The following is a 24516-nucleotide window of genomic DNA, read 5'->3' on the forward strand; positions in this document are numbered from 1 at the left end:
GAACGGAGCAGACGCTATGAGCATTGTGGAAGTTAATGTCCCGGATATCGGTGATTTCAAGGAAGTTGAAATCATCGAGTTGATGATCAAAGTAGGCGATACGATTAAAGTGGACCAGTCGCTGATCACCGTTGAATCGGATAAGGCCAGCATGGAGATTCCTTCGTCCGCCGCTGGCGTGGTCAAGGAAATCAAGGTCAAGGTCGGCGACAAGGTGGCTATGGGTTCGCTGCTGCTGTTGCTGGAAGCTGAAGGCGCCGGCGCCGGCGCTGCCGCTCCTGCGGCGGCCGCACCTGCACCAGCCGCCGCGGCTCCAGCACCGGCGCCTGCCGCCGCGCCGGCACCTGCACCAGCACCCGCAGCTTCGGCCGGTCCGGTCGAAGTCAAGGTGCCGGACATCGGCGACTTCAAGGAAGTTGAAGTCATCGAAGTAATGGTCAAGGTTGGCGACACGATCAAGGTCGATCAGTCGCTGCTGACCGTTGAATCGGACAAGGCCAGCATGGAAATCCCTTCGTCGCACGCTGGTGTGGTGAAGGAATTGAAGATCAAGGTTGGCGACAAGGTTGCCATGGGTTCGGTGGTGCTGGTGGTTGAAGCTTCGGGCGGCGCTGCCGCTCCGGCTCCTGCCGCCGCTGCTGCACCTGTTGCAGCCGCCGCACCAGCCACCGCTGCGCCTTCGCCGGCGCCTGCCGCTCCTGCCGCCGTTGCGGCCGCGTCGCAAGGCTCGGTCCAAACCGGCAAGCTGGCGCACGCATCGCCGTCGATCCGCAAGTTCGCCCGCGAACTGGGCGTGGATCTGGGCAAAGTGCCTGGCTCCGGTCCTAAAGGCCGCATCACCCAGCTGGACGTGCAGAACTACGTCAAGGGCGTGATGGCTGGCACCACCGCTGCACCCGCCGGCGCATCTGCGCCAGCCGGCGGCAACGGCGGCATGAGCGTGCTGCCATGGCCGGTGATCGATTTCAGCAAATTCGGCCCGACCGAACTGCTGCCGCTGTCGCGCATCAAGAAAATCAGCGGTCCTAACCTGCACCGCAACTGGGTCATGATCCCGCACGTCACGCAGTTCGACGATGCCGACATCACCGACCTGGAAGCGTTCCGCGTCGAGACCAACAACGCCAATGCCAAGAACAAGGACGCGGCCAAGCTGACCATGCTGGCCTTCGTCATCAAGGCAGCGGTTGCCGCGCTGAAGAAATTCCCGGCGTTTAACGCGTCGCTGGATGAGAAGGGTGAAAACCTGATCCTCAAGCAGTACTACAACATCGGCTTCGCGGCCGACACGCCTAACGGCCTGGTGGTACCTGTGATCAAAGGCGCGGACCAGAAATCGGTCTCGCAGATCGCTCGCGAAATGACCGAGCTGTCGCTGCAAGCACGCGAAGGCAAGCTGAAACCGACCGACATGCAAGGCGCCAGCTTCACCATCTCGTCGCTGGGCGGCATCGGCGGCACGCACTTCACGCCTATCGTCAACGCGCCGGAAGTGGCGATCCTTGGCCTGTCCAAGGCATCGATCAAGCCGGTGTGGGACGGCAAGGCATTCCAGCCCCGCCTGATGATGGGTACCTCGCTGTCCTACGACCACCGCGTGGTCGACGGCGCGATGGGTGCTCGCTTCTCCGTGTACCTGAGCGAAGTGCTCGGCGACATGCGCAAAATTCTGCTGTAAGGAGCGACTATGAGCACAGAAGTGAAAGTGCCGAACATCGGCGACTTCGCAGAAGTTGAAGTGATCGAGGTGATGGTCAAGGTTGGCGATACGATCAAGGCCGACCAGTCGCTGATCACCGTTGAATCGGACAAGGCCAGCATGGAGGTTCCATCCTCGCACGCTGGCGTGGTCAAGGAGATCAAGGTCAAGGTTGGCGACAAGGTCAAGGAAGGCTCGCTGATGCTGGTGGTGGAGGAAGCTGCTGGTTCCGCCGCTGCCGCCGCCGCGCCGGCGCCTGCTGCTGCGGCTCCGGCTCCGGCCGCAGCACCTGCACCAGCCGCAGCGATCGCTGTAGCCGGCGCCGCTCCTGTCGGAGCGGCCTACGCCGGCCAGGTCGACATCGACTGCGACATGATGGTACTGGGCGGCGGACCTGGCGGTTACTCCGCCGCGTTCCGCGCCGCGGACCTGGGCATGAACACCGTGATCGTCGAGCGTTACGAAACGCTGGGCGGCGTGTGCCTGAACGTCGGTTGCATTCCGTCGAAAGCGCTGCTGCACGTGGCATCCGTGATCGACGAAACCTCGCACATGTCCAACACCGGCGTCACCTTCGCCAAGCCGACCATCGACATCGACCAGGTACGCAAGTACAAGGAAGGCGTCATCAAGAACATGACCGGCGGTCTGGCCGGCATGGCCAAGGCCCGCAAGACGCAAGTCGTCACCGGTGTCGGCCAGTTCCTGAGCGCTAACCACATCGAAGTCACGGCCGCCGACGGCAGCAAGAAAGTGGTGCAGTTCAAGCAGGCCATCATCGCTGCCGGTTCGGCTGTGGTGAAGCTGCCGTTCGTGCCGGAAGATCCACGCATCGTCGATTCGACCGGCGCACTGGAACTGCGCCAGATCCCGAAACGCATGCTGGTCATCGGCGGTGGCATCATCGGCCTGGAAATGGCTACCGTCTACTCGACCTTCGGTGCGCGCATCGACGTGGTCGAAATGATGGACGGCTTGATGCAAGGCGCCGACCGCGATGCGGTCAAGGTCTGGCAGAAGTTCAACGAGAAGCGCTTCGACAACATCATGACCAAGACCAAGACGGTCGGCGTTGAAGCGCTGCCGGAAGGGATTAAAGTCACCTTCGAGGCGGCGGAAGCCGGCGCCGCGGCGCCAGCCCCGCAGGTCTACGATCTGGTGCTGGTCGCAGTGGGCCGCAGCCCGAACGGCAAGAAGGTCGCCGCCGACAAGGCTGGTGTGATCGTGTCCGATCGCGGCTTCATCCCTGTCGACAGCCAGATGCGCACCAACGTGCCGAACATCTTCGCCATCGGCGACCTGGTGGGCCAGCCTATGCTGGCACACAAGGCGGTGCACGAAGGCCACGTGGCGGCGGAAGCCGCAGCGGGCCAGAAGTCGCACTTCGACGTGAAGGTGATTCCATCGGTGGCCTACACCGATCCGGAAGTGGCATGGGCCGGCATCACCGAAGACGAAGCGAAAGCCAAGGGCATCAAGGTCGAGAAGGGCCACTTCCCTTGGGCAGCGAGCGGCCGCGCCGTGGCCAATGGCCGCGCCGAGGGCTTCACCAAGCTGCTGTTCGACGCTGAAACGCACCGCATCATCGGCGGCACCATCGTCGGCACGCACGCCGGCGACATGATCGGCGAGATCGCGCTGGCGATCGAGATGGGTTGCGACGGCACCGACATCGGCAAGACGATCCACCCGCACCCGACCTTGGGCGAGTCGATCGGCATGGCCGCCGAAGTGTACGAAGGCGTCTGCACCGACCTGCCTCCGCCACGCAAGCGCTAAGCAAACGTAGCAACACGAAACCGGGACTTGTTCCCGGTTTTTTTATAGGTTCTTAAAATGTCTTCAATACTGTCGTTTATTCCGCTGCTGCTGTCGATCGCGCTGTACACCAGCCTCGTCAAGCTCGCGGCCTACCTCTATAAGCGCGCGCTGCTGAGCTGGCGCGATGCCTGCATCTTCAGCCTGATTCTGTTGATGGTGCTGGGCGCCGGTACGCTGCTCAACCGCTTGTCGGGCAATGCGATTCCGCTGGTGGTGTCGATCGCCGCCGGCATGGTGATACAGGTCGGTATCGGCGCCTGGTACCTGGCCCCGCGTGCGCGCACGGCCGGCGGCGAGCCGTTGGCAGCGAAAGGCGCGGCCATGCTGGCGCTGATTGCCTATGGATTGATCGCCGCACTCGGCCTGCTGGCAGCCTTGGCTATGGGGGCCCTGGTCGGCTAAAGATGGCAGCCCAGGGGCTTGGAATGATCGCAGGTGGATGCAGGCCCAACGCGGCGACCTGGCGCGCGAATTTACGGTCATTACTGAACTAGTAGGCGACGTCTTCCAGCCGGTAGCGGAATTTTCTGCGCTCCGGTAAATCCCAGCCGGGCTCGCGGTCGGTGTTGCGCGGTGGCGCGCTGGCTTGAGGTGGGGCCTGTGGCGCGATTAATGCCGGTGCTGATACTGCGGGCAACGGCGAGACGGCAGTTGGGACAGGCATGGCCGTAGCGGCAGGCGTTGCCGAAGGGACCTTCGAGGCGGCGATCAGTTCGTCGCGCAGTCGGTTCGCAGTTTTGAAGGTCTTGTCGCCCGGACGGCGGATGAATAAATCGAGCCATGCATTGCGCGTCGAGCGCGCGAACGATTGCGCAAACTGGTTTGGTGAGACCGCGTGGCCGTTGTGGATAATCTGGTCGCCTTCAACGCACGCGTAATTATTCTCGCCGTAGCTCCATGATTTCAACACGGTGCCTTCGGGTAAAAACAGTGTTTTCCATTGATAGCCGTGTAAGCCTGCAGGATCGGCGCCGGGGGCGAATGCGGCCGGGTCTGCGAGCCAGCGTTCGACGGCCAAAGTCATCGCTTCCGAGATATCCTGCGAGCCGCCACGGCGGTGCAGTTTTTCGATCAGTTTGAGCAGGGTATCGGTGGGCACCTGCACGGTCATTGTGGTATTCATTCGATTTTCTCCCCTATTTTTTCGGCTTTCCCATATTTAGACCGGCAAATCCGGGAATAGTTCAATGCTTGAAAAAATCGAGGAAAATCGAAGAGAAAATCGGGGCTTTGCCACAAGGAGCGCGGCGGCGCCCCCCATGCGCGTAGCCCTACGAGCTGGACAATGGGGGCAGTTCCGAAGCTCTTTTGCGAAGCTCCCGAAGCTCGCGACGAGTTTCTACTTAGGGGGCTACACTTATGACGTCGCCCTGGCAGGTCCAAGGCTCGCCGCATGACGGAGAACGATATGGCATCGATACGCAAGGAAATCGACATTGACGTCCCACCGGAGCAGCTGTGGGATGCGCTACGCGACGTGGGCGCGCTGCATACTCGGCTGGCGAAGGGCTTCGTCACCGATTGCAAATTGGAGCCGGACGGCGCGGCGCGCATGGTGACCTTTGCCAACGGCATGGTGGTGCGAGAAGTGATCGTCACCGTCAGTGATGAAGACCACCGCGTGGTCTGGTCGGCGGCGGGCGGACGGCTGAGCCATTACAACGCCTCCGCGCAGGTCTTCGGCGAAGGCGCGCACGGCAGCCGGTTGGTGTGGATCGCCGACCTGCTGCCCGACAGCATGGCGCCCGCCGTCGCCGCCATGATAGAGCAGGGGCTGGATGCGATGAAGCGCACCGTCGAGTCCCAGGTCTAATCCGAGCTAGCACACCTAATGTTGTCGCCGATATTCAAGTCTGCCGGCACCGACGGCCGGTTGCTCTTTATCATGCCGTAGCCGCTGGCCGGCTTGGATTTTGGCATGGGCAGCTTTGTGCCCAGAACCCGCATTTCCAAGCGTATCCCGTTCATGATGCATTCAACTTTGGCACCTTCCTGAATGCCAAAGGTTTCCCTTATTTCCGCGGGGATGGTGATCGTGCCGTCGCTGTTGACTACTGTCGAGATTTCCATGGTGTCCTCCCGAAGAATTTGACCATGGTAGCACTCAGTTTGCCGGCACAGTTTGATCTTTAGCGTGTGAGGCGGTACAGCAGGATCGCGGTGCGGATGGTGGCGCGTTCGATGGAGGCGATCTCCAGATCCTCGTCGGGCGAATGCGAGCCGTTGCCGGTGGCGCCCAGGCCGTCCAGGCTGTCGAGCAGCGGGGCGACGAACTGCACGTCGCCGGCGCCGCGCTGGCCTGGCGGCAAGGCGGGGATCTCGCCCAGGCCGGCGTCGCTGCTGGCTTGCGAATAGGTCTTCAATACGGCCAGGTTGCCGGCGGTCGGCGACATCGGCGGATACGATTCGTGGAAGCTGATGCTGGCGCTGGTGCCCGGCAGGTTCTGCGCGACGATGGCCTTCATCTTGGCGTGCGCGCGGTCGCGCTGTTCGTTGGTCAGGTAGCGCAGGTCGCCGTGCACGGCGGCGGTGCGCGCGATCACGTTGCCCTTGCCGGCGGCCTGGCCTTTGGTGCCGCTGGCTTCGAGGCTGACGTCGGTGCCGCCCAAGATCAAACCCGGGCTGAAGGTCAGGTCAGGCTCGATCACCTGCTGGCGGAAGCCGTCGACGATGCGCGCCGCTTCGTACACCGCGCCATAGCCGGCGTTCTCGGTGAAGATACCGCTGGAGTGGCCCTGCTTGCCTTTCACTTCCAGATCCCACGACGACGAGGCGCGGCGGCCGATGGTGCCGGTGTCCTTGCCGTTCTTGTCGCGCACCGTGGCTTCGAACGCCAGCGCGATGTCGCTGCGCTTGGCGGCGGCGACCATGTCGGCGCGCGAGATCTCGACCGGATCGCCGGCGCTCTCCTCGTCGCCGCTGAATATCACGGTGATCGTCGTGTTGTCGAGCGCACCCACGCGCTGCAAGGCGCGCAGCGCTTCGACGATGATCACGTCGCCGCCCTTCATGTCGTTGACGCCCTGGCCGCGCACCCGCGCGCCGTCGCGCTTCCACAGTTGCACCGGGCTGTCCTTTTCAAACACGGTATCCAGATGGCCGATCAGCAGCAGGCGCTTGCCTTGCTTGCCCTCGCGCGTGGCGAGCAGGTGGCCGGCGCGCTTGACGGCGGGCGGCATGTCGATCCAGCGGGTGGTGAAACCCAGCTGGTCGAACTGCTCGCGAAACACTTTGCCGACTTCACGCACGCCCTCATGGTTCATGGTGCCGCTGTTGATGTTCACCGAACGCTCCAGCAACTGCAAGCCTTGTTCCGAATGCGCCTTGACCTCGGCGACGATTTTCTGCTCGACCGGCGACAACGCTGCGGCGCCTGCGCTACTCATTGCCAACACCAGTGCTGCGAACGCGAACGGTTTCAATGCCATGTGGACTCCGGGGTGATCAATCAAGCTTGCGCCGACGCTGGCAGTCCGAAGATGCGGTCGAAGGCCAGGCTGAAGAGAAAGGTATAAAACATAAAGAATAACACCAGCCCCAAGTCCAACACAAAGGCTTCCCACAGCGAGATGCCCAGCCACCAGGCGAACAGCGGCACCAGGATCACCACCAGGCCACCCTCGAAGCCCAGCGCGTGCGCGGCGCGGCGCATCCAGCTGCGGCCTCGCACCGCCTGGCGCGCTTCCCAGGCTTCGAATATGCCGTTGTAGACGAAGTTCCACACCACCGCGACCAGCGACGAGGCGACGGCGGCGACGCTGGCGTGGCCGGCGTCATGCCCCATCAGCAGCACCAGCACGCTGCTGGTCAGGCCGACGGCGATCAGTTCAAACAGCGATACGTAGACGACTTTGCGTTTCAATCCTTGCATGATGTTTCCTTCTAAATATGATGCGACCATGTTAATAGCGGATTTCTGATTGAAAAAGTCGACAGCTATCAGTTTTTCTGACAGCATGATGGGATGGCCTTTTCCAGCGATAACATTGCCATCTTTCTCGCCGTGCTGGATCACGGTTCTTTTTCCGCAGCGGCGCGCGCCCTGGGGCGGGTGCCGTCGGCCGTCAGCATGGCGATCGCCAACCTGGAGGCGGAACTCGATCTGCAGCTGTTCGACCGCACCTCGCGCGAGGTGAGGCCCACCGAGTCGGCGCGCGCATTGGAGGCGGAAGCGCGGCAGATGGCCGGCCAGCTGCGCCGTTTGCAGGCGCACGCGCTGTCGCTGCACCAGGGACTGGAGCGGCGCCTGACGCTGGCCATCGCGCCCGAGCTGCTGTCGGCGCCGTGGAGCGATCCGCTGGCGCGGTTGGCCGAGGAGTTCCCATCGCTGGAGGTGGACGTGCTGTCGGCGCCGCAGAACGACGCGCTGCGCATGCTGCACGACGGTTCCGCGCAGCTGGCGCTGATCTACGAGCGGCCGCAGATCGACCAGCGCGAGAGCTTCCAGGAGCTGGGCAGCGAGGTGCTGGTGGCGGTGATCTCGCCGCGGCATCCGCAGGCGCGCGAGCGCAACGGTCAGTTCCGGCTGGAGGACCTGATCGACATGCGCCAGATCGCCATCGTCAGCCGCGACGCGCGGATCGAGGACGAGCGCGTGCTCATCTCGCGCAAGCTGTGGCGCACCGACAGCCATCTGGCGACACTAAGCCTGGTGCGCGCCGGCGTCGGCTGGGCCTATCTGCCGCACCGGCTGGCGGCGCCGCTGCTCGATGCGGGCGAGCTGCTGGGCATAGGCTTCGCGCACATGAGCAACCAGGTGCGCCTGTGGGTGGACGTGGTGTGGCTCAACGACCGTCCGCTCGGCTTGGGCGCGCAGCGCCTGATCGCGCTGATGAAGGACATCGCCGGCCTGGAGGCGCGGCCGACTTAATGCGGCCTTAATCCGCTCGCCGCACAGTAATGGAAGCTGTTATATTCGCTGTGCAGATTTTTTCTTAAAGGATAACCATGCTTCGCCTGAAACTCGTTGTTGTCGCCGCCGCCCTGCTGGCCGGTTCCGCCTTCGCATCGCCCACCGCGCCGAAGAACGGCGCCGAGTACACCACCCTGAAAACGCCGCAGCCGGTGCTGGCCGACGGCAAGAAGGTTGAAGTGATCGAGTTCTTCATGTACCACTGCCCGGCGTGCTACGCGCTGGAGCCGGCCATGCTGGCGTGGGTGAAGAAGCAGGGCGACGGCATCGTGTTCCGCCGCATCCACCTGCCGCTGACCGGCGAGAACGATCCGGAAGCGCATATGTTCCTGACGCTGGAGGCGATGAAGCTGGAAGAGTCGCTGCACGCCAAGCTGCTGAGCACCTGGCACGTCGAGCGCCGCCGCCTGAAGAGCGATGCGGACAATGTCGATTGGGCGGTCAAGAACGGCGTCGACAAGGATAAATACCTGGCCATGTACAACTCGTTCTCGGTCATCACCAAGCTGAAAAGCGCCGGCCGCGTGGCCAGCACGTATGAAGTCAACAGCACGCCGACGCTGATCGTCAACGGCCGCTACCTGACCAATCCTTCGATGGTGGACACCAGCAACCCGGGCATCCCGCGTCCGCAGCTGGACCAGGCGACCTTGCAGGTGCTGGACGCGCTGGTGGCGATGTCGCGCAAATAAGTTGGCCGCCAGCGCCGAATTTGTCAGCTGGATGCGCGAGCAATTCGCGCCTCTGGGCGCGGCTGAGTGGACAGCCGCACGGCGCCGGCGTGTCAGTTGACGGTGAAGCGGGTCGGGATTTCGATGCCGCCGTTGCGCGCGGCTTCAGCGTAGGCTTGCATTTCCTGGATGACTGCGTCGAGCTGTTCCTGGCCCGGGTTGGCCTGGAACATTTTGATACGCTCGTTCATGAGCGTTACCTGCCTGCTCCAGTCCAGTCGATTCGATTTGCTCATGTGTGCTCCGTGGGTAAAAAAACAGTATAGAGCAAATGACAAAAATACACAGCTTCTAACGCAGCACGGCGCGGAAGAACAGGTCCAGCCCCTGCGTGGCGCGGGCGCGCAGTTCTTCGGTGGTGGGCGGCTGGTCGGCCGGGAACAGCATGCGCACCATGGTGTCGCCCATGATGCAGGCCAGCATATGCACCGCCAGCGTCTCGACCGGTATTTCCGGGCGCAGCTGGGCGCGGATGTCGGGACGGCTGAAGAAGCGCATCAGTTCCTGGCGGGTGCGCAAGGGGCCGGCCTGGTAAAAGGTGTCGGCCAGCTCCGGCGTGGTCCTGGCCTCGGCCACCACCATGCGGTGCAGGCTGACGAAGGCGGGCGCCGTCACCAGCTCCAGGAAGCGCAGCGCGAAATCATCCATCACTTCGCGGATCGGCCTCAGGTCCGCCTCCAGATCCGTCATGCCGGCGAAGAAACGCGCGCGGCCATTGGTGATGACGGCGTTCAGCAGCCCGGCCTTGCCGCCAAACTTGACATAGATGGTGCGCACCGCGACGTGGGCCTCGCGGGCGATCATTTCCAGGCTGACCTTGCTGTAGCCCTTCTCCAGGAACAGCCTGGCCGCCGTGTGCAACAGCGACTGCAGGCGGGCTTCCTTGTCGGCCGCGCGCGGGCGGCCGGCGACCTTGCCGAAGCAGGGTGAGTCGGGGGAGTCATTGGCGGCGTCTTCCGGGCAATCCGGTTCGTCCAGGGCGGCGGCGTTGGCGGTGATCTTCATGGGCAGACATGGTAATGGATGCGGACATCGTAGTCCAAAATAAAATGAAATGCAATCGTTTCATTTCTTGACTTTGCCGAAATTCGGGCTAATAATGCACTTCTCCCATTTCATTTATTTGGAGCTGCACATGTCCATCCAGCACACCCAAGAACAAAAAGTGCTCAGCGCCGTCCCCGCTGCCCAGCCTTCGGCGCATGCCGCCGCTGCGCCTGCCGGCCCGGCCAAGTCCAATACCCGCGTGCTGGTGATCGCCGCCGTCGTCGCGCTGGCCGCCTTGGCCGCCGGCGGCCGCATGTGGTACCGCAGCCACTATTTCGTCGAGACGGAAAACGCCTATGTGGCCGGCCACGTGCATCCGGTCTCGGCCCGCATCGCCGGCGTGGTCACCAAGGTGCTGATCGACGACAACCAGATCGTCAAGGAAGGCGATGTCATCGCCGAGCTGGATCCGTTCGACCAGCACGTGAAGGTCGAGCAGATCCAGGCGCAGATCGCCACCGCCGAACAGCAAGTGGCGCAGTCGGACGCGCAGATCGCCCAGACCCAGGCCCAGGCCAGCGCCGCCGCCGCCCAGGTGGCGCAGTCGGAAGCGCAGCTGGTGCGCGCCAAACAGGACGCCGAGCGCTACGGCCAGCTGTATAACAGCCAGATGAAGGCCGTCTCGAAAGCGGAGCTCGACAGCGCCGTCGCCGGCCGCGCCAGCGCCGTGGCCGACCTGGCCGCCCGCAAGGACAACGCCGTCGCCGCCAAGGCCCAGATCAGCGCCGCCCATTCGGCGCGCGACGTGCTCAAGGCGCAGGTCAACGTGCTGCGCGTGCAATTGAAGGACGCCCAGCAGCAGTTGGCGTACAACCGCATCCTGGCGCCGGTCGGCGGCCGTATCGGCAAGCGCAGCATCGAAGTGGGCCAGCGCGTGACGGCCGGCCAGCAGCTGACCGCCATCGTGCAGGAAAACGTCTGGCTGACCGCCAACTTCAAGGAAACCCAGTTGGCCGACCTGAAGCCGGGCCAGGAAGTCAAAGTCTCGATCGACGCGATTCCGGGCCGTGAACTGATCGGCAAGGTCGACAGCTTCGCGCCAGCCTCCGGCGCCCAGTTCGCGCTGCTGCCGGCCGATAACGCCACCGGCAACTTCACCAAGATCGTCCAGCGCGTGCCGGTCAAGATCACCTTCAAGCCGGAAGACGTCAAGGCACTGAGCGGCCGTCTGGTGCCGGGCATGTCGGCGATCGCCGAAGTCGCAGTGAACCAATCCGAAGCCAAAGCCGCGCACTAAGGAGCACTGTCATGGCTAGCACCACAATCGATACGCCGGCCGGCGGCGTGGGGAAACCCGCGCTCGCGCCTATCATGCCGGGCGAGAAGGTCTCGGGCCGCACCTGGATGGCGGTGGCCGCCGGCATGCTGGGCGCCTTCATGGCGGTGCTCGACATCCAGATCACCAACTCGTCGCTGAAGGACATCCTCGGCACCTTGTCCGCCACGCAGGAAGAGGGCTCGTGGATCGCCACCGCCTACCTGGTGGCGGAGATCATCGTGATTCCGATGACGGCCCTGCTGACCCGGGTGTTCGGCATGCGCGCCTACATGATGGGCACCACCACGCTGTTCCTGGTCTTCTCGACGCTGTGCGGCTTCGCCTGGAACCTGCCGAGCATGATCGTGTTCCGCATGCTGCAAGGCTTCACCGGCGGCGCGCTGATCCCGATGGCGATGACGCTGGTGATGAGCAAACTGCCGCCGTCCAAGCGCGCCACCGGCATGGCCATCTTCGGCCTGACGGCGACGCTGGCGCCGGCGATGGGCCCGACCTTCGGCGGCTATCTGAGCGAGCTGTATGGCTGGCCGTCGATCTTCTACATCAACTGGGTGCCTGGCTTGCTGCTGATCGGCGGCATCGCGATCGGCCTGGACAAGGAAAAGATCCAGCTCAACCAGCTGTTCAACGCCGACTGGCTGGGCATCGGCTTCATGGCCCTGGGCCTGGGCAGCCTGACCATCTTCCTGGAAGAGGGCAACAGCAAGGACTGGTTCGATTCGCCCTTCATCATCACCTTCGCGGCGATGGCGATCATCGGCCTGCTGGGCTGGATGGTGACCGGGGCGACGCGCAAGCAGCCCTTCGTCAACCTGGGCCTGTACGGCCACCGCAACTTCTTCGCCGCCACCGCGCTGTCGATGGCGATGGGCATGGGGCTGTACGGCTCCTCGTTCCTGCTGCCGCTGTACCTGGGCCAGATCGCCGGCTACTCGCCGATGCAGATCGGTGAAGTCATCATGTGGGTCGGCCTGCCGCAGCTGTTCATCATGCCGTTCGTGGCCAAGCTGTCGTCCAAGATCGACAACCGCATCCTGTGTTCCTTCGGCCTGCTGCTGTTCGGCGGCTCCTGCCTGATGAACGCCTACATGGACGCCACCACCGGCTACGACCAGCTGCTGCTGTCGCAGGTGGTGCGGGCGCTGGGCCAGCCGTTCGTGATGCTGACCTTGTCGAACTTCGCGATGAACGGCATCTCGCCGAAAGACATGCCGTCGGCATCGAGCCTGATCAACATGACCCGCAACCTGGGCGGTTCGATCGGTATCGCGCTGCTGGCCACCGCGCTGACGTCGCGTGAGCATTTCCACTCGCAGCGCATCGGCGAATCGGTGACCGGCTTCGCGGCCGCCACGCAGGAACGCCTGGCCGCGCTGACGCAGTCGTTCATGAGCAAGGGCTTCGACGCCACCAGCGCCGGCGACATGGCGCTCAAGGCGATCGACGGCATCGTGCGGCGCGAGGCTTATGTGATGGCCTACAACGACGGTTTCTTCCTGGTCGCGATGGTGCTGTTCGGTTGCATCGGCGTGCTGTGGTTCTCGGACAAAGTCAAAGCCCCTTCGGCAGGTGGCGGCGGCGCGCACTAAGCGTCGTTCTTCAATAAAATTTTAAGTGAGGTAACACCATGTTGAATTCAGCTTTGAAGCGCCTGACGCTCGCTGTCTCCGTAACGCTGGCCATCACCGGCTGCGCCACCGTCGGCAGCGATTTCGCCGCGCCGAAGAACGTCGCCGACGCGTCGTTCCGCCACCTGCCGCAAGCCGGCGCCAGCGAGGCGCATCTGCCCGCGCAGTGGTGGACCGTGTTCAACGACGACACACTGAACCGCCTGGAGCAAACCGCGCTGCGCGACAACCCGAGCATCAAGGCCGCCGCACAGCGGCTGGTGATCGCGCTGGAGCAGGCCGGCGTGTCGCGCTCCAGCCAGCAGCCTTCGCTGAGCGTCAACACCTCGGTGTCGAACTCGCGCACCTCGGCCGAGACTTCGCAAGGGCTGGCGCTGGGCGGTCGTTCGATCAAGGGCAACAACTACGCGGTGGGCGCTGCGCTGTCGTATGAAGTCGACCTGCTGGGCCGCGTGCGCCGCCTGGTCGAAGCCTCCGATGCGCAGGCATTGGCGGCCGAGGCCGACCGCGACGGCGTGCTGTTGCTGCTGTCGTCGCAACTGGCCACCACCTACTGGCAGCTGCGCGGCCTGGACGCCGAGATGGCGATCCTGAAAGGCGCGCTGGACACCCGTCGTGAAACCGAGGAACTGGTGACGGCGCGCTTCAACGCCGGCCTGTCGAATGAACTGGACGTGTCGCGCGCCCGCATCGAGCGCGCCAATGCGCAGGCGGACCTGCATGAAGTGCAGCGCCAGCGCAACCTGCTGGAACACAGCCTGGCGACACTGGTCGGCGCTTCGCCGTCGGCGCTGCTGACGGCCCCCAAGGCCAACGCCGCCGTGCTGCCGCAGCCGCCGGCGATCCCGGTCGGCCTGCCTGCCAGCCTGCTGGCGCACCGTCCGGACCTGGCTGGCAGCGTGGCCAACCTGCGCGCTACCAACGCGCAGATCGGCGTGGCCGAAGGCGCGTTCTATCCTTCGCTGACGCTGACCAGCAATTTCGGCTACGCGTCGGAGAGCTTGAAGGAACTGGGGAAGGGCGGTTCGCGCCAGTTCAGCATCGGTCCTTTGGCGCTGTCGCTGCCGATTTTCGACGGTGGCCGCAACAAGGCCAACCTGGCTATTTCGAAAGCGCGCTATGAAGAGGCGATCGCCAACCATGAGACCAAGCTGTTGACGGCCCTGCGTGAAGTGGAAGACGCCTTGTCGGACGTGCAGGAGCGCCAGTTGCAGGGCGAGGCGCAGTCGGCCTCGCAAGTGGCGGCGGCGCGCGGCTACCTGGTGGCGCGTGCGCGCTACGAGCGTGGCGTATCGACCTACCTGGACGTGACCGACGCGCAGCGCAGCGCGCTGTCGGCCGACCGCGCGGCGGTGCAGATCAACACCCAGCGCCTGCTGGCGGCGGTGTCGGTGGCGCGCGCCCTGGGCGCGGGCTGGCAGCCGTCGGCGCAGCTGGCGACGGTGGCGCAGAACGGCGCGATCAAGCCGCTGGCGCAGTAAAGCTTTGCCGTCCGGTGCAATGCCGGGCGTTGGTCCCTACGCGGAAGAGGCCAGCGGCAGTGCTGCCGCTGGCCCGAAGCGTTCCACGATGAAGTCGATGAAGGTGGTCAGCTTGGGCGTGGCCCGGCGGTCGCGCTGGTAGACCAGATGCATCGGCCGCGCCGGCGGCAGGTAGTTGCACAGCACCGGCACCAGCCGTCCGGCGGCGATGTCCTGCGCCAGCAGCACCTCGGCCTGCATCACGATGCCGAAATCCTTGAGCGCGGCCATGCGCAGCGCCTGGCCGCTGTTGGTGCGGAAGCGGCTGGCCGGCAGCTCGCGCTTGCCGCGTCCTGGTTGTACCTGGCGTACCGATTGCAGGCGCCATTGCACCCCCACCGCCCCCACCATGAAGTCCAGGCATTCGTGCCGCGCCAGGTCGTCCGGCGTGAGCGGCGTGCCGTGTTTTCTCAGATAGGCCGGCGAGGCGCAGATCGTCATCCCGTAGTTGAACAGCGGGCGTGCGATCATGCCGGAATCGTCCAGGGGGCCGATGCGCACGGCGGCGTCGTAGCCTTCCTCCACCATGTCGACCATGCGGTCGTTGAGGTTCAGGTCCACGCCGACTTCGGGATGCAGGCGCAGGTAGTCGCTGATCGCGGGCGCCAGCCATTCGCTGCCGAAGGAAACCGGCGCGGTGATCCTGAGCCGTCCGCGCGGCACGCTGCGCATCGCTTCGGCGCCGGATTCGGCGGCGGCGATCTGCGCCAGGATGGCGCGGCACTGCTCGACGTACTGCGCGCCGATCTCCGTCAGGCTTTGGCGGCGCGTGGTGCGCGTCAGCAGGCGCGCGCCCAGCGTGGCCTCCAGGTGGGCGATGTGCTTGCCGACCATGACGGGCGACAGCTGGAAGGCGCTGGCGGCGGCCGTGAAATTGCCGGCGTCGACGACGGCGACGAAGATCTCCATGCTGCGCAGCTTGTCCATGTGATTGCTAATCGTGGGTTAGTAATGATCGTCATCTTAGCTCATTTATTCCCTGGACGTTGTGGCCGATACTGGTGTTTTCACTCACAGGGAGAGCAGCATGAAAGTAGTCGTCATAGGTGCGGCCGGCACGGTCGGCAAGGCAGTCGTCGAGCAACTGGGCCAGCGGCACGAGATTGTCACGGTCGGCGCCTCCAGCGGCCAGTATCAGGCGGACATCGCCGATATCGCGCAAGTGCGCGCCTTGTTCGCCAAGATCGGCCGCGTGGATGCGGTGGTGGTGGCGGCCGGGTCGCTGCACTTCGCGCCGCTCGCCGGCTTCACGCCGGAGCAGTTTTATGTGGGCCTGAACAGCAAGTTGATGGGACAGGTCAACGTCGCGCTGGTGGCGCAGGAATACCTGAACGACGGCGGTTCGATCACGCTCACCAGCGGCATCGTGGCCGATGAGCCGATCCGCAACGGCGTCAGCGCCACCATGGTCAACTCAGCAGTCGAAGGCTTTGCGCGGGCGGCCGCGATCGAGCTGCCGCGCGGCTTGCGCATCAACGCAGTCAGCCCGACGGTGCTGGAGGAATCGATGGGCAGCTACGGGCCGTTCTTCATCGGCTTCGAGCCGCTGCCTGCGCGCCGTGTGGCGCTGGCGTATGCGCGCAGCGTCGATGGCGCCCAGACCGGGCAGGTCTACCGCGCTTGGGGCGCAGCGGCATGAAGGTAGTCGTGATCGGCGGGACGGGCACCATCGGCAGCGCCGTGGTCGAGCAACTGGGGCGGCGCCATGAGGTGGTGGTGGTCGGCGCGCGCGGCGGGCAGCAACAGGTCAACATCGAAGACATCGCGCAGGTGCGGGCTTTGTTCGACAAGGTTGGCCGCGTCGATGCGGTGGTGGTGGCCGCGGGTGCGCTGCATGTGGGACCGTTGGCCGAGCTGACGCCGGAGCATTTCCATGTGGGCCTGAACGGCAAGTTGATGGGACAGGTCAACGTGGCGCTGGTGGCGCAGGAATACCTCAACGACGGCGGTTCGATCACGCTGACCAGCGGCGTCGATACCGAGCATCCGATACGCGGAGCGGTGGCGGCATCGACGGCCAATGCGGCGGTGCAGGGCTTTGTGCGGGCCGCCGCGATCGAGCTGCCGCGCGGCCTGCGCATCAATGCGGTCAGCCCGACGGTGTTGCAGGAGTCGGTGCATTTGTTCGGCAACCTGTTCACCGGCTTCGAGCCGATCAAGGGCAGCCGCGCAGCGTTGTCCTACGCCCGCAGCGTCGATGGCGCTCAAACGGGGCAGGTCTATCGGGCCTGGTAGAGGTGAGGGAGTGAGATCCGTTGTACTACAATGCGGATCTCACTCCACCCTGAGGTTCGAATGAAAAAAATACTGCTCCCTCTGGCCCTGGCTGTCGCCTGCGCCTCCGCTTATGCCGCACCGGCCAGCGTGACCGATCTGGACAAGATGACCAAGCGCTTCGCGCCGGTCGCCCTGACCGCCGACACCAGCCAACTCTCGGCCGGCGACAAGAAGGCCATCGCCAAGCTGATCGAAGCGGCCAAGATCATCGACGTGCTGCAACTGCGCCAGCGCTGGTCCGGCAACGAGGCGCTGTGGTCCGCGCTGCAAAAGGATCAAACGCCGCTGGGCAAGGCGCGCCTGAACTACTTCTGGCTCAACAAGGGGCCGTGGTCGATCCTGGACGACCATCAAAGCTTCCTGCCGGCCGAACTGTCCGGCATCGCCATCCCGGCCAAGAAGCCGGAAGCCGGCAACTTCTATCCCGAAGGCGCGACCAAGCAAGCCCTGGAAAGCTGGATGAACGCGCTGCCTGCCAAAGACAAAGAGCAGGCCCAGTGGTTCTTCACCACCATCCGCAAGAACGCGGCGGGCCAGTTCAGCATCGTCAAGTACTCGGATGAGTACAAGCCGGAGTTGGAGAAGGCCGCCGCGCTGTTGAAGCAAGCCGCCGCCGACACCGATAACGCCTCGCTGAAGAAGTTCCTGCAGCTGCGCGCCGACGCCTTCCTGAGCAACGATTACCTGGCCTCCGATTTCGCCTGGATGGACTTGGATGCGCCGGTCGACATCACCATCGGCCCATACGAAACCTATAACGACGAACTGTTCGGCTACAAGGCCGCGTTCGAGGCCTACGTCAACATCCGCGACCAGAAGGAAACGCAGAAGCTGGACTTCTTCGCCAAGCACATGCAGGAGCTGGAAGACAACCTGCCGCTGGACGCCAAGTACCGCAACCCGAAAGTCGGCGCGCTGGCGCCGATGGTGGTGGTCAACCAGGTGTACGGCGCCGGCGATGGCAACATGGGCGTGCAGACGGCCGCCTACAACCTGCCGAACGACGAGCGCATCATCAGCCAGCGCGGCTCCAAGCGCGTGATGCTGAAGAACGTGCAGCAAGCCAAATTCAAATCCACGCTGACGCCGATCTCCAAGCTGGTGCTGAAGCCGGCCGACCAGAAGGATGTCGATTTCGACTCCTTCTTCACCCACATCCTGGCGCATGAAATCACGCACGGCCTGGGGCCGCACATCACGAAGAACAACGGCGCCGAATCGACGCCGCGCCAGGACCTGAAGGAAGCCTATTCGACCATCGAAGAAGCCAAGGCCGACATCACCGGCCTGTACGCGCTGGCCTACATGATGGACAAGGGCCAGCTGGCCGGCACGCTGGGGCAGGGCGCGGCCGCCGAGCGCAAGCTGTACACCACCTTCCTGGCCTCGGCCTTCCGCACGCTGCACTTCGGCCTGACCGACTCGCACGCGCGCGGCATGGCGATCCAGATGAACTACATCCTCGACAAGGGCGGTTTCATCTCGCACGGCGACGGTACGTTCGCGGTGGACTACAAGAAGATCAAGCAGGCGGTGATCGACCTGGACCGCGAGTTCCTGACCATCGAAGCCACCGGCGACTACGCCCGCGCCAAGGAGATGATGGCCAAGTACGTGGTGATCCGTCCCGACGTGCAAAAGGCGCTGGACAAGATGAAGACGGTGCCGAACGACATCCGTCCTGAATTCAAGACCGCCAACACGCTGCTGGGCAAATAAACCACGGGGGTCAAGTCTGACATTCGGACACGGCCTCTACCGTAGCGACTGCTACGGTAGAGGCCGTGTCCGAATGTCAGACTTGACCCCCGGCCGTTTCAAAACCTCAATCATTCATCTTTTTCTACGTAGAAATAATCTGTTGTAGAACCTGCTTGGTGGCAATAAATATTGCCCGTCACATGCTACAGTTTGATCATCATGATCAAGCGCGCCTTATTCCTGCTGCTCCTGTCGTCCGCCGGCCTGGCTTCCGCCGCCCAGCTGACCGATATGGAAACCCGCTGGCTCACCGCCGGTTCCGCCGTGCTGGGCTACGCCAAGCAGGAACTCAAGCTGCCGATCGATATCACCGTGCAACCGCAGGCCCGCCCCACCGACGTGCCGCTGGCGCTGGGCTTCCAGGGCGGCCGCTGCAAGCTGGTGCTGTCGATGCGCGGCAACCCCAACGCGGAAGACGTCCTCGCCGGCGTGCCCGCCGAGCAACAGGCGCTGATGATCGAAGCTATGGTGGCCCACGAGATCGGCCACTGCTGGCGCTATGCGCAGGGCGTGTGGCATGTGCTGCCGGCCGGCTTTGAAGAGTCCTCCCGGCCGGCGCTGGAACAAGCCCAGGCGCTGCGCCTGACCCGGCGCGAGGAGGGCTTTGCCGACCTGGTCGCGCTGGCCTGGACCCAGCGCCGCCATCCGCAACAATACAACGCCGTCGCCGCCTGGATGCGGCAGGTGCGTCAACCGGCGTCCGCCACCGCCACCGCCGCCGCCAGTTCGCACGGTACGCTGGCCTGGCTGCAACTGGCGCCCACCGGCGCCGCCTTCAACCCCGCCCAGCCCCTGTTCGAGCAGGCCGCCAGCTTGTGGCGCCAGGGCCTGTTGCACGACGAATAGCCCCCGCAGGCCAATTCCGCGACTCTGTACGTTTCCGCACAGAGCGGGAGCGCCGGCGGGCGTTTAATGTGTCCATCAACCACCACAAAGGGACACATCATGAACAAAATTCTCCTCTTCGTCATGGCCACGGCCGCCAGCGCCAGCTTCGCCGCCAGCACGCCCAATAACGATACGGTGGCGTACAAGGCCACGGTCAAGCAGGCCGAGATCGACTACAAGAGCGCCAAGGCGGCTTGCGACGGGCAAGCGGGCACCGCCAAGGATATCTGCGTCGAGCAGGCCAAGGTGGCCCGCGCCAACAGCGAGGCCAACGCCACGCTGCAGTACAAGAACGACAAGCGCTCGGTGCAGAAAGCCCAGACCGAAGTGGCTGACGCCGATTACAACCTGGCCAAGGCCAAATGCGCGCCCATGACCGGCGCCGACAAGGACAGCTGCCTGGGCACCGCCAAGTCGGTCCACGTGGCCGCCATCAACGACGCCAAGGCCGGCAAGAAAATGGCCGACGTCGCCCAGACCGGCATCGATTGCAGCACCATGAGCGGCACCGACAAGGCTTCCTGCGAAACCAAGCAGAAGGGTGCGATGGCCAAGGACACTGTGGCCGATTCCGTGATCACCACCAAGGTCAAGACCGAACTGCTGGCAGAGCCCGCACTGAAATCGCTGGACGTGCACGTGGAAACCACCAACGGCACCGTCATGCTGAGCGGCTTCGTGCCTTCGCAGGCGGAAGTCGACAAGGCGGTCGATGTGGCCCGCAACGTCAAGGGCGTGAACAAGGTGCAGAGTTCGCTGCGCATCAAGTAAGTTGTCCCCCGCCGGCCTCCGGGCCGTCAGGGACCGCCGGCCCGCGGTCCCTTTTTTTTCTTGCATTCATGATGATCGTCATTTAAAATCGGTGCGAGCGTGCCTTCCGCGCGCACCGACTACGCGAGGACCGTCATGTTCGCCTTACCGTTTTCCCGCTGGCTGCAACGCCGCGGCCTGCACTTTTCGTGGGTGATCGTCGCCATCACCTTCCTCACCGGGCTCAGCTCTTCGGCCGCGCTGGGCCTGCCGGGCGCGCTGCTGCAACCGTTGTCGAAGGAATTCGGCTGGGACGTCGAGCAGATCTCGTCGGCGCTGGCGGTGCGCTTCGTGCTGTTCGGCCTGATGGGGCCGTTCGCCGCCATCCTGATGGAACGTTTCGGCCTGCGCAATGTCGTCGTCACCGCGCTGACCCTGGTCGCCAGCGGCATGGCGCTGGCCATGCAGATGACGCAGTTCTGGCAGCTGGTGCTGTTCTGGGGCATCATGCTCGGCGTCGGTTCCGGCATGACGGCGCTGGTGCTCAGCGCCGTGGTGTCCACCCGCTGGTTCGACACCCACCGCGGCCTGGTGGTCGGCATGCTGACGGCCGCCTCGGCCACCGGCCAGCTGGTGTTCCTGCCGATCGGCGCCTGGCTGATCGAGCACTACGGCTGGCGCACGGCGGTGATCCCGGTGCTGCTGGCCTGCGCGCTGGTGGCGGTGCTGGTGTTGCTGTTGATGCGCAACCGCCCCAATGAAGTGGGCCTGGCGCCGTATGGCGCGCCGGCCGGCACGCCGGTCGCGCCGCTGGCGCCGCCGATGCGGATCACCTTCGCCACGCCGTTCAAGGTGCTGGCCGAGGTCGCCAATAATCGCGTGTTCTGGATCCTGTTCGGCACCTTCTTCATCTGCGGCCTCAGCACCAACGGCCTGATCCAGACCCACTTCATCTCGCTGTGCGGCGACGCCGGCCTGTCGGCGGTGCCGGCCGCCTCGGTGCTGGCGATGATGGGCGCCTTCGACCTGGTCGGCACCATCGCCTCCGGCTGGCTGTCGGACCGCTACGACAACCGCAAGCTGCTGTTCATGTACTACGGCTTGCGCGGGCTGTCGCTGTTCTGGCTGCCGTATTCGGAATTCACCTTGTACGGCCTGTCGCTGTTCGCCATGTTCTACGGCCTGGACTGGATCGCCACCGTGCCGCCGACCGTGCGGCTGGCGGGCGCCACCTTCGGCAAGGAAAAGGCCGGCATGGTGTTCGGCTGGGTGTTTGCCGGCCACCAGCTTGGCGCCGCCGTGGCCGCGTACGGCGCCGGCCGCGTGCGCACCCTGATGCTGACCTACAATCCGGCGCTGTTCGCCGCCGGCGCCGCCTGCCTGGTGGCGGCCGGCATCATCCTGCTGATCCGCAAGCCGGCCGTGGCCGCGGCCACCAGTGCCGCCGCGCCGGCCAAGGCCGCGTGAGGCCAGGGCGTCAGCCCATCGCCAGCAGCGCGATGCTGACGCCCACGCCGGCAAACCACACCAGGGAGCGCAGCACATCGACATTGGCCAGGTATAGGCCGATGTAGGCCAGCCGCAGGCCGATAAAGCCCAGCGCCAGCAGATCGACGCCGGCCTGGTCGGCGTGCGCCTGCTGCGCCAGCACCACCGCCGCGATAAACAGCGGCAGGCTCTCGAAGCCGTTCATCTGCGCCGCATTGGCGCGCGCCTGCCAGCCGCTCAGCCCGGCCGCCCACGCGCGCGGCTGCTTGTTGTCATAGCGTCCGCCGCCGGACGGCAGCCTGGCCGACGCCAGCTTCGCCAGCCCGACCGTCGCGGTCGGCAGCAGGCAGGCCGCCAAAACACACCAGTTTGCAATCGTCATCCCTGCTCCTGTTGATTTGTTGATGGAAAGACATGCTACACGGCTTTGCGCCGCGAGCGAGGCTGGAATCGCTTCCAGAATGTAATCGGCTTGTCACTTGCCGATGCAACAATGCGCTCGCCCTTACACTGACCGATGGAGTTTTGCATGCGCCTTGCCCTACCGCTGATCGCGGCCGCCGTCCTGACCTCGCTGTTGACCGCCTGCGGCAGCGACGGCCTGCCCGTTACCGAAACCAATCCCGGCAACGGCTACAACGCCAGCCCGGTGGCCTTCATGAGCGACGTCCACTTCGAGAACATCTACGGCGACCTGAAGAGCACCCAGTTTGCCGGCATCCCCACCAAGGACGGCAAGAACGCCACCATCCGCACCATGTACGCACAGCTGACCTCGACCCGGCTGTTCAACGAGAACTACTTCGCCTTCCGCGCCGCGCTGGACGACGCCTACGGCAAGAACATCCGCCTGGTGGCGCTGCCGGGCGACATCTCCGACGACGCCCAGCCGATCAACATCGACGGCATCGCCGACATCCTGCACGAGTATCAGGCCAAGGGCATGCGCTTCTTCATCGCGCCCGGCAACCACGACCCCAACGAACCGTTCGACGACGACGAGGCCGGCAAGAACGACTTCCTGACCCGCGACGGCAAGGAACAGAAAATCTACGCCACCGGCGCCGCCGCCTGCAAGGCCAAGGACCCGACCGTGCTTTGCACCAACCAGCTGTTGGAGCAGGGCTATGCCAAGCTGCTGACCAAGCTGGGCGACTTCGGCTACATGCCCAATCAGGCCGACGTGTATTGGGAAACCCCGTTCACCAAATACGCCGACGGCAAGTACAGCTACGCCGCCGCCAGCGCCGCCGCCGACCTCGGCAAGCGCCAGTTCGAGATCTGCGCCGAAGGCGAGGGCGGCAGCTACAAGGCCGCCGGCGAAACCAAGCTCGGCAAATCCTACACGCGCTGCGGCAACATCATCGACGCCAGCTACCTGGTCGAGCCGGTCAAGGGCATCTGGCTGCTGGCGCTGGACGCCAACGTCCACGTCCCCAACGCCAAGTTCGACCCGGCCAACCCGAGCGCGTTCAAAGGCTATGACGGCGCCGGCGACGCCGGCTGGAACAAGGTGCTCACCCACAAGATCCACCAGATGGAGTGGATCAAGTCCGTGACCGAACGCGCCAAGGCCCAGGGCAAGCAGCTGATGGCCTTCTCGCACTACCCGACCATGGACTTCTACGCCAACCAGACCGACGCCATGAAGGCGGTGTTCAAGGCGGGCGCGTTCCAGGTCGCCCGCATGCCGGCCGCCGCCACCACCGCCGCGCTGGCCGCCACCGGCCTGCCGCTGCACATGGGCGGCCATATGCACTTCAACGGCACCAACGACTACAAGGACGCGGCCGGCAACTACCTGGTCAATGTGCAGGCGCCGTCGCTGGCGGTGTTCGGCGCGGCCTACAAGATCGTCAGCTACCAGAGCAAGGAGCTGATCGACGTGCAGACCGTGGGCCTGGACAATGTCGCCCGCTACAACGAGCTGTTCCCGCTGTACCAGACCGAGTACGACTACCTGCAAGGCAGCGTGCTGGCGGCCGACGTCGCCAAGCGCTGGAACCGTTCCATCCTCGACACCAAGTCCTACGGCGAATTCACCCGCACCTATTTCGGCGAACTGTCGCGCCTGCGTTTCATGAGCGACTATTGGCCGTGCGAGATGAAGGAGGCGGCGATGGCGCTGGACGCGCGCCAGATGCTGATCCTGTCGCAGCTACAAACCAGGGTCACGCTGGCGCAGCTGAAGGACAATCCGGGCGTGCTGCCGCTCACCGCCAGTTGCGCCGCCAAGGGCACGCCGGCCGACGGCGGCGTCGCCGCCAGCCAGCTGACGGCCGACTGGGCGAGCGCCACCGCCAAGGCCGAGCAACTGGCCGCCGCCGCCAACCTGAAGCTGGCCGATTTCGCCAAGATCAGCGCCTACGAGTTCTACGGCGACTTCCACCGCACCGTCTACGCCGGCGAGCTGGCGCTGCGCGACATGGGCGCGGACCGGGTGGCCCGGTACAAGCTGCTGATGGCGGCCTTCCCGGCGTCGCCGGCGGCCATCGTGCGCATCGGCGATCTGCCGTCGGACCAGAATCCGGTGCACGTGCTGTTCCAGAACCAGTTCAAACAGGTGTACGCGATCTTCAAGGGCCTGGGCTCGGGCAAGCCCAGCGATCACTTCACCATCGACCTGAAAGCTAAAACGTTGAGCAACGCCAACAACAGTGGTCTAAGTTTCAACTAGATTTAGGCGAACTCTGCAATATCTGTCACAAATCGTAA

At 64.4% G+C, this 24516-nt stretch carries 24 protein-coding genes; 16 read left to right on the forward strand and 8 right to left on the reverse strand.

Translation table 11 applies throughout. The annotated features are described in order from the left end of the window. Nucleotides 1–16 precede the first annotated feature (16 nt). Genes aceF through AC1RMD_RS20875 form a run of 3 tightly spaced genes read left to right on the forward strand, consistent with a single transcriptional unit; the run spans nucleotide 17 to nucleotide 3922 of the window. Complete coding sequence (aceF, locus tag AC1RMD_RS20865) at nucleotides 17–1678, forward strand: dihydrolipoyllysine-residue acetyltransferase (RefSeq protein ID WP_492928981.1); 1662 nt, start codon at nucleotides 17–19, stop codon at nucleotides 1676–1678. Between the two features lie 9 nt (nucleotides 1679–1687). Further along, entirely contained in the window at nucleotides 1688–3478 is a 1791-nt protein-coding gene (gene lpdA, locus AC1RMD_RS20870; protein WP_492928984.1) for a dihydrolipoyl dehydrogenase, read from the forward strand. Between the two features lie 57 nt (nucleotides 3479–3535). After that, nucleotides 3536–3922 (forward strand): hypothetical protein, encoded by a 387-nt coding sequence (locus tag AC1RMD_RS20875; RefSeq protein ID WP_492928986.1) that lies wholly within the window; start codon nucleotides 3536–3538, stop codon nucleotides 3920–3922. A gap of 88 nt (nucleotides 3923–4010) precedes the next feature. Here AC1RMD_RS20875 and AC1RMD_RS20880 read toward each other — a convergent pair whose 3' ends face one another. Next, nucleotides 4011–4643: a hypothetical protein gene (locus AC1RMD_RS20880; protein WP_492928988.1), complete on the reverse strand. Its 633-nt coding sequence runs from the start codon at nucleotides 4641–4643 to the stop codon at nucleotides 4011–4013. 285 nt (nucleotides 4644–4928) lie between these two features. Between AC1RMD_RS20880 and AC1RMD_RS20885 the strand changes: the two genes are divergently transcribed. Next, entirely contained in the window at nucleotides 4929–5333 is a 405-nt protein-coding gene (locus AC1RMD_RS20885; RefSeq protein ID WP_492928989.1) for an SRPBCC family protein, read from the forward strand. Here AC1RMD_RS20885 and AC1RMD_RS20890 read toward each other — a convergent pair. From AC1RMD_RS20890 to AC1RMD_RS20900, 3 genes are read right to left on the reverse strand one after another with little or no spacing between them, the layout of a single operon-like run. After that, nucleotides 5330–5590, reverse strand: coding sequence for an AbrB/MazE/SpoVT family DNA-binding domain-containing protein (locus tag AC1RMD_RS20890; RefSeq protein WP_492928991.1), 261 nt, complete (start codon nucleotides 5588–5590; stop codon nucleotides 5330–5332). The genes AC1RMD_RS20885 and AC1RMD_RS20890 overlap by 4 nt on opposite strands. Nucleotides 5591–5649: 59 nt before the next feature. After that, nucleotides 5650–6948: a M20/M25/M40 family metallo-hydrolase gene (locus AC1RMD_RS20895; protein WP_492928993.1), complete on the reverse strand. Its 1299-nt coding sequence runs from the start codon at nucleotides 6946–6948 to the stop codon at nucleotides 5650–5652. Nucleotides 6949–6968: 20 nt separating this feature from the next. Beyond that, nucleotides 6969–7391, reverse strand: coding sequence for a PACE efflux transporter (locus tag AC1RMD_RS20900; protein WP_492928995.1), 423 nt, complete (start codon nucleotides 7389–7391; stop codon nucleotides 6969–6971). A 93-nt stretch (nucleotides 7392–7484) separates the two neighbouring features. Here AC1RMD_RS20900 and AC1RMD_RS20905 point away from each other — a divergent pair, with 93 nt between their 5' ends. Together AC1RMD_RS20905 and AC1RMD_RS20910 are read left to right on the forward strand one after the other, a co-directional pair. Continuing rightward, nucleotides 7485–8390 carry a LysR family transcriptional regulator gene (locus AC1RMD_RS20905; protein ID WP_492928997.1) on the forward strand — a complete coding sequence of 302 codons (906 nt, stop codon included), beginning with the start codon at nucleotides 7485–7487 and terminating at the stop codon, nucleotides 8388–8390. 77 nt (nucleotides 8391–8467) lie between these two features. After that, nucleotides 8468–9124, forward strand: a complete 657-nt coding sequence (locus AC1RMD_RS20910; RefSeq protein WP_492928999.1) for a thiol:disulfide interchange protein DsbA/DsbL — start codon at nucleotides 8468–8470, stop codon at nucleotides 9122–9124. Between the two features lie 92 nt (nucleotides 9125–9216). Here the strand turns inward: AC1RMD_RS20910 and AC1RMD_RS20915 are convergent, their stop codons facing one another. Together AC1RMD_RS20915 and AC1RMD_RS20920 are read right to left on the reverse strand one after the other, a co-directional pair. Beyond that, nucleotides 9217–9399, reverse strand: a complete 183-nt coding sequence (locus AC1RMD_RS20915; protein ID WP_147328111.1) for a hypothetical protein — start codon at nucleotides 9397–9399, stop codon at nucleotides 9217–9219. 55 nt (nucleotides 9400–9454) lie between these two features. Next, nucleotides 9455–10168: a TetR/AcrR family transcriptional regulator gene (locus AC1RMD_RS20920; RefSeq protein ID WP_492929002.1), complete on the reverse strand. Its 714-nt coding sequence runs from the start codon at nucleotides 10166–10168 to the stop codon at nucleotides 9455–9457. Between the two features lie 130 nt (nucleotides 10169–10298). On the opposite strand from AC1RMD_RS20920, the gene AC1RMD_RS20925 reads away from it, so the two are divergent. The 3 genes from AC1RMD_RS20925 to AC1RMD_RS20935 are packed head-to-tail and all read left to right on the forward strand — an operon-like array spanning nucleotide 10299 to nucleotide 14598. Next, on the forward strand, nucleotides 10299–11447 hold the full coding sequence (locus AC1RMD_RS20925; RefSeq protein ID WP_492929004.1) for an HlyD family secretion protein: 1149 nt from the start codon (nucleotides 10299–10301) through the stop codon (nucleotides 11445–11447). Between the two features lie 11 nt (nucleotides 11448–11458). Then, nucleotides 11459–13078, forward strand: coding sequence for a DHA2 family efflux MFS transporter permease subunit (locus tag AC1RMD_RS20930; RefSeq protein ID WP_492929006.1), 1620 nt, complete (start codon nucleotides 11459–11461; stop codon nucleotides 13076–13078). Nucleotides 13079–13116: 38 nt separating this feature from the next. Further along, a complete protein-coding gene (locus tag AC1RMD_RS20935; protein WP_492929008.1) occupies nucleotides 13117–14598 on the forward strand; it encodes an efflux transporter outer membrane subunit in 1482 nt (493 codons plus the stop codon). Between the two features lie 36 nt (nucleotides 14599–14634). Here the strand turns inward: AC1RMD_RS20935 and AC1RMD_RS20940 are convergent, their stop codons facing one another. Then, on the reverse strand, nucleotides 14635–15564 hold the full coding sequence (locus tag AC1RMD_RS20940; RefSeq protein WP_492929009.1) for a LysR family transcriptional regulator: 930 nt from the start codon (nucleotides 15562–15564) through the stop codon (nucleotides 14635–14637). Nucleotides 15565–15664: 100 nt separating this feature from the next. Between AC1RMD_RS20940 and AC1RMD_RS20945 the strand changes: the two genes are divergently transcribed. The 6 genes from AC1RMD_RS20945 to AC1RMD_RS20970 all read left to right on the forward strand — a co-directional run bounded on the left by AC1RMD_RS20945 (nucleotide 15665) and on the right by AC1RMD_RS20970 (nucleotide 21780). After that, a complete protein-coding gene (locus tag AC1RMD_RS20945; protein WP_492929011.1) occupies nucleotides 15665–16276 on the forward strand; it encodes a short chain dehydrogenase in 612 nt (203 codons plus the stop codon). After that, nucleotides 16273–16872: a short chain dehydrogenase gene (locus AC1RMD_RS20950; RefSeq protein ID WP_492929012.1), complete on the forward strand. Its 600-nt coding sequence runs from the start codon at nucleotides 16273–16275 to the stop codon at nucleotides 16870–16872. Before AC1RMD_RS20945 ends, AC1RMD_RS20950 begins: the two co-directional genes overlap by 4 nt. 60 nt (nucleotides 16873–16932) lie before the next feature. Then, nucleotides 16933–18633, forward strand: coding sequence for a DUF8614 domain-containing protein (locus AC1RMD_RS20955; protein WP_492929014.1), 1701 nt, complete (start codon nucleotides 16933–16935; stop codon nucleotides 18631–18633). Nucleotides 18634–18834: 201 nt separating this feature from the next. Then, complete coding sequence (locus AC1RMD_RS20960; RefSeq protein ID WP_492929015.1) at nucleotides 18835–19521, forward strand: hypothetical protein; 687 nt, start codon at nucleotides 18835–18837, stop codon at nucleotides 19519–19521. Between the two features lie 99 nt (nucleotides 19522–19620). After that, nucleotides 19621–20334, forward strand: a complete 714-nt coding sequence (locus AC1RMD_RS20965; RefSeq protein WP_492929016.1) for a BON domain-containing protein — start codon at nucleotides 19621–19623, stop codon at nucleotides 20332–20334. Nucleotides 20335–20469: 135 nt separating this feature from the next. Further along, nucleotides 20470–21780: an MFS transporter gene (locus AC1RMD_RS20970; protein WP_492929018.1), complete on the forward strand. Its 1311-nt coding sequence runs from the start codon at nucleotides 20470–20472 to the stop codon at nucleotides 21778–21780. Between the two features lie 10 nt (nucleotides 21781–21790). Here the strand turns inward: AC1RMD_RS20970 and AC1RMD_RS20975 are convergent, their stop codons facing one another. Next, nucleotides 21791–22183, reverse strand: a complete 393-nt coding sequence (locus tag AC1RMD_RS20975) for an MAPEG family protein (protein WP_492929020.1) — start codon at nucleotides 22181–22183, stop codon at nucleotides 21791–21793. Between the two features lie 147 nt (nucleotides 22184–22330). Between AC1RMD_RS20975 and AC1RMD_RS20980 the strand changes: the two genes are divergently transcribed. Continuing rightward, nucleotides 22331–24478, forward strand: coding sequence for a metallophosphoesterase (locus AC1RMD_RS20980; protein ID WP_492929021.1), 2148 nt, complete (start codon nucleotides 22331–22333; stop codon nucleotides 24476–24478). Nucleotides 24479–24516 lie beyond the last annotated feature (38 nt).

It is taken from the genome of Duganella sp. GW822-FHT06D06, from assembly GCF_058799615.1.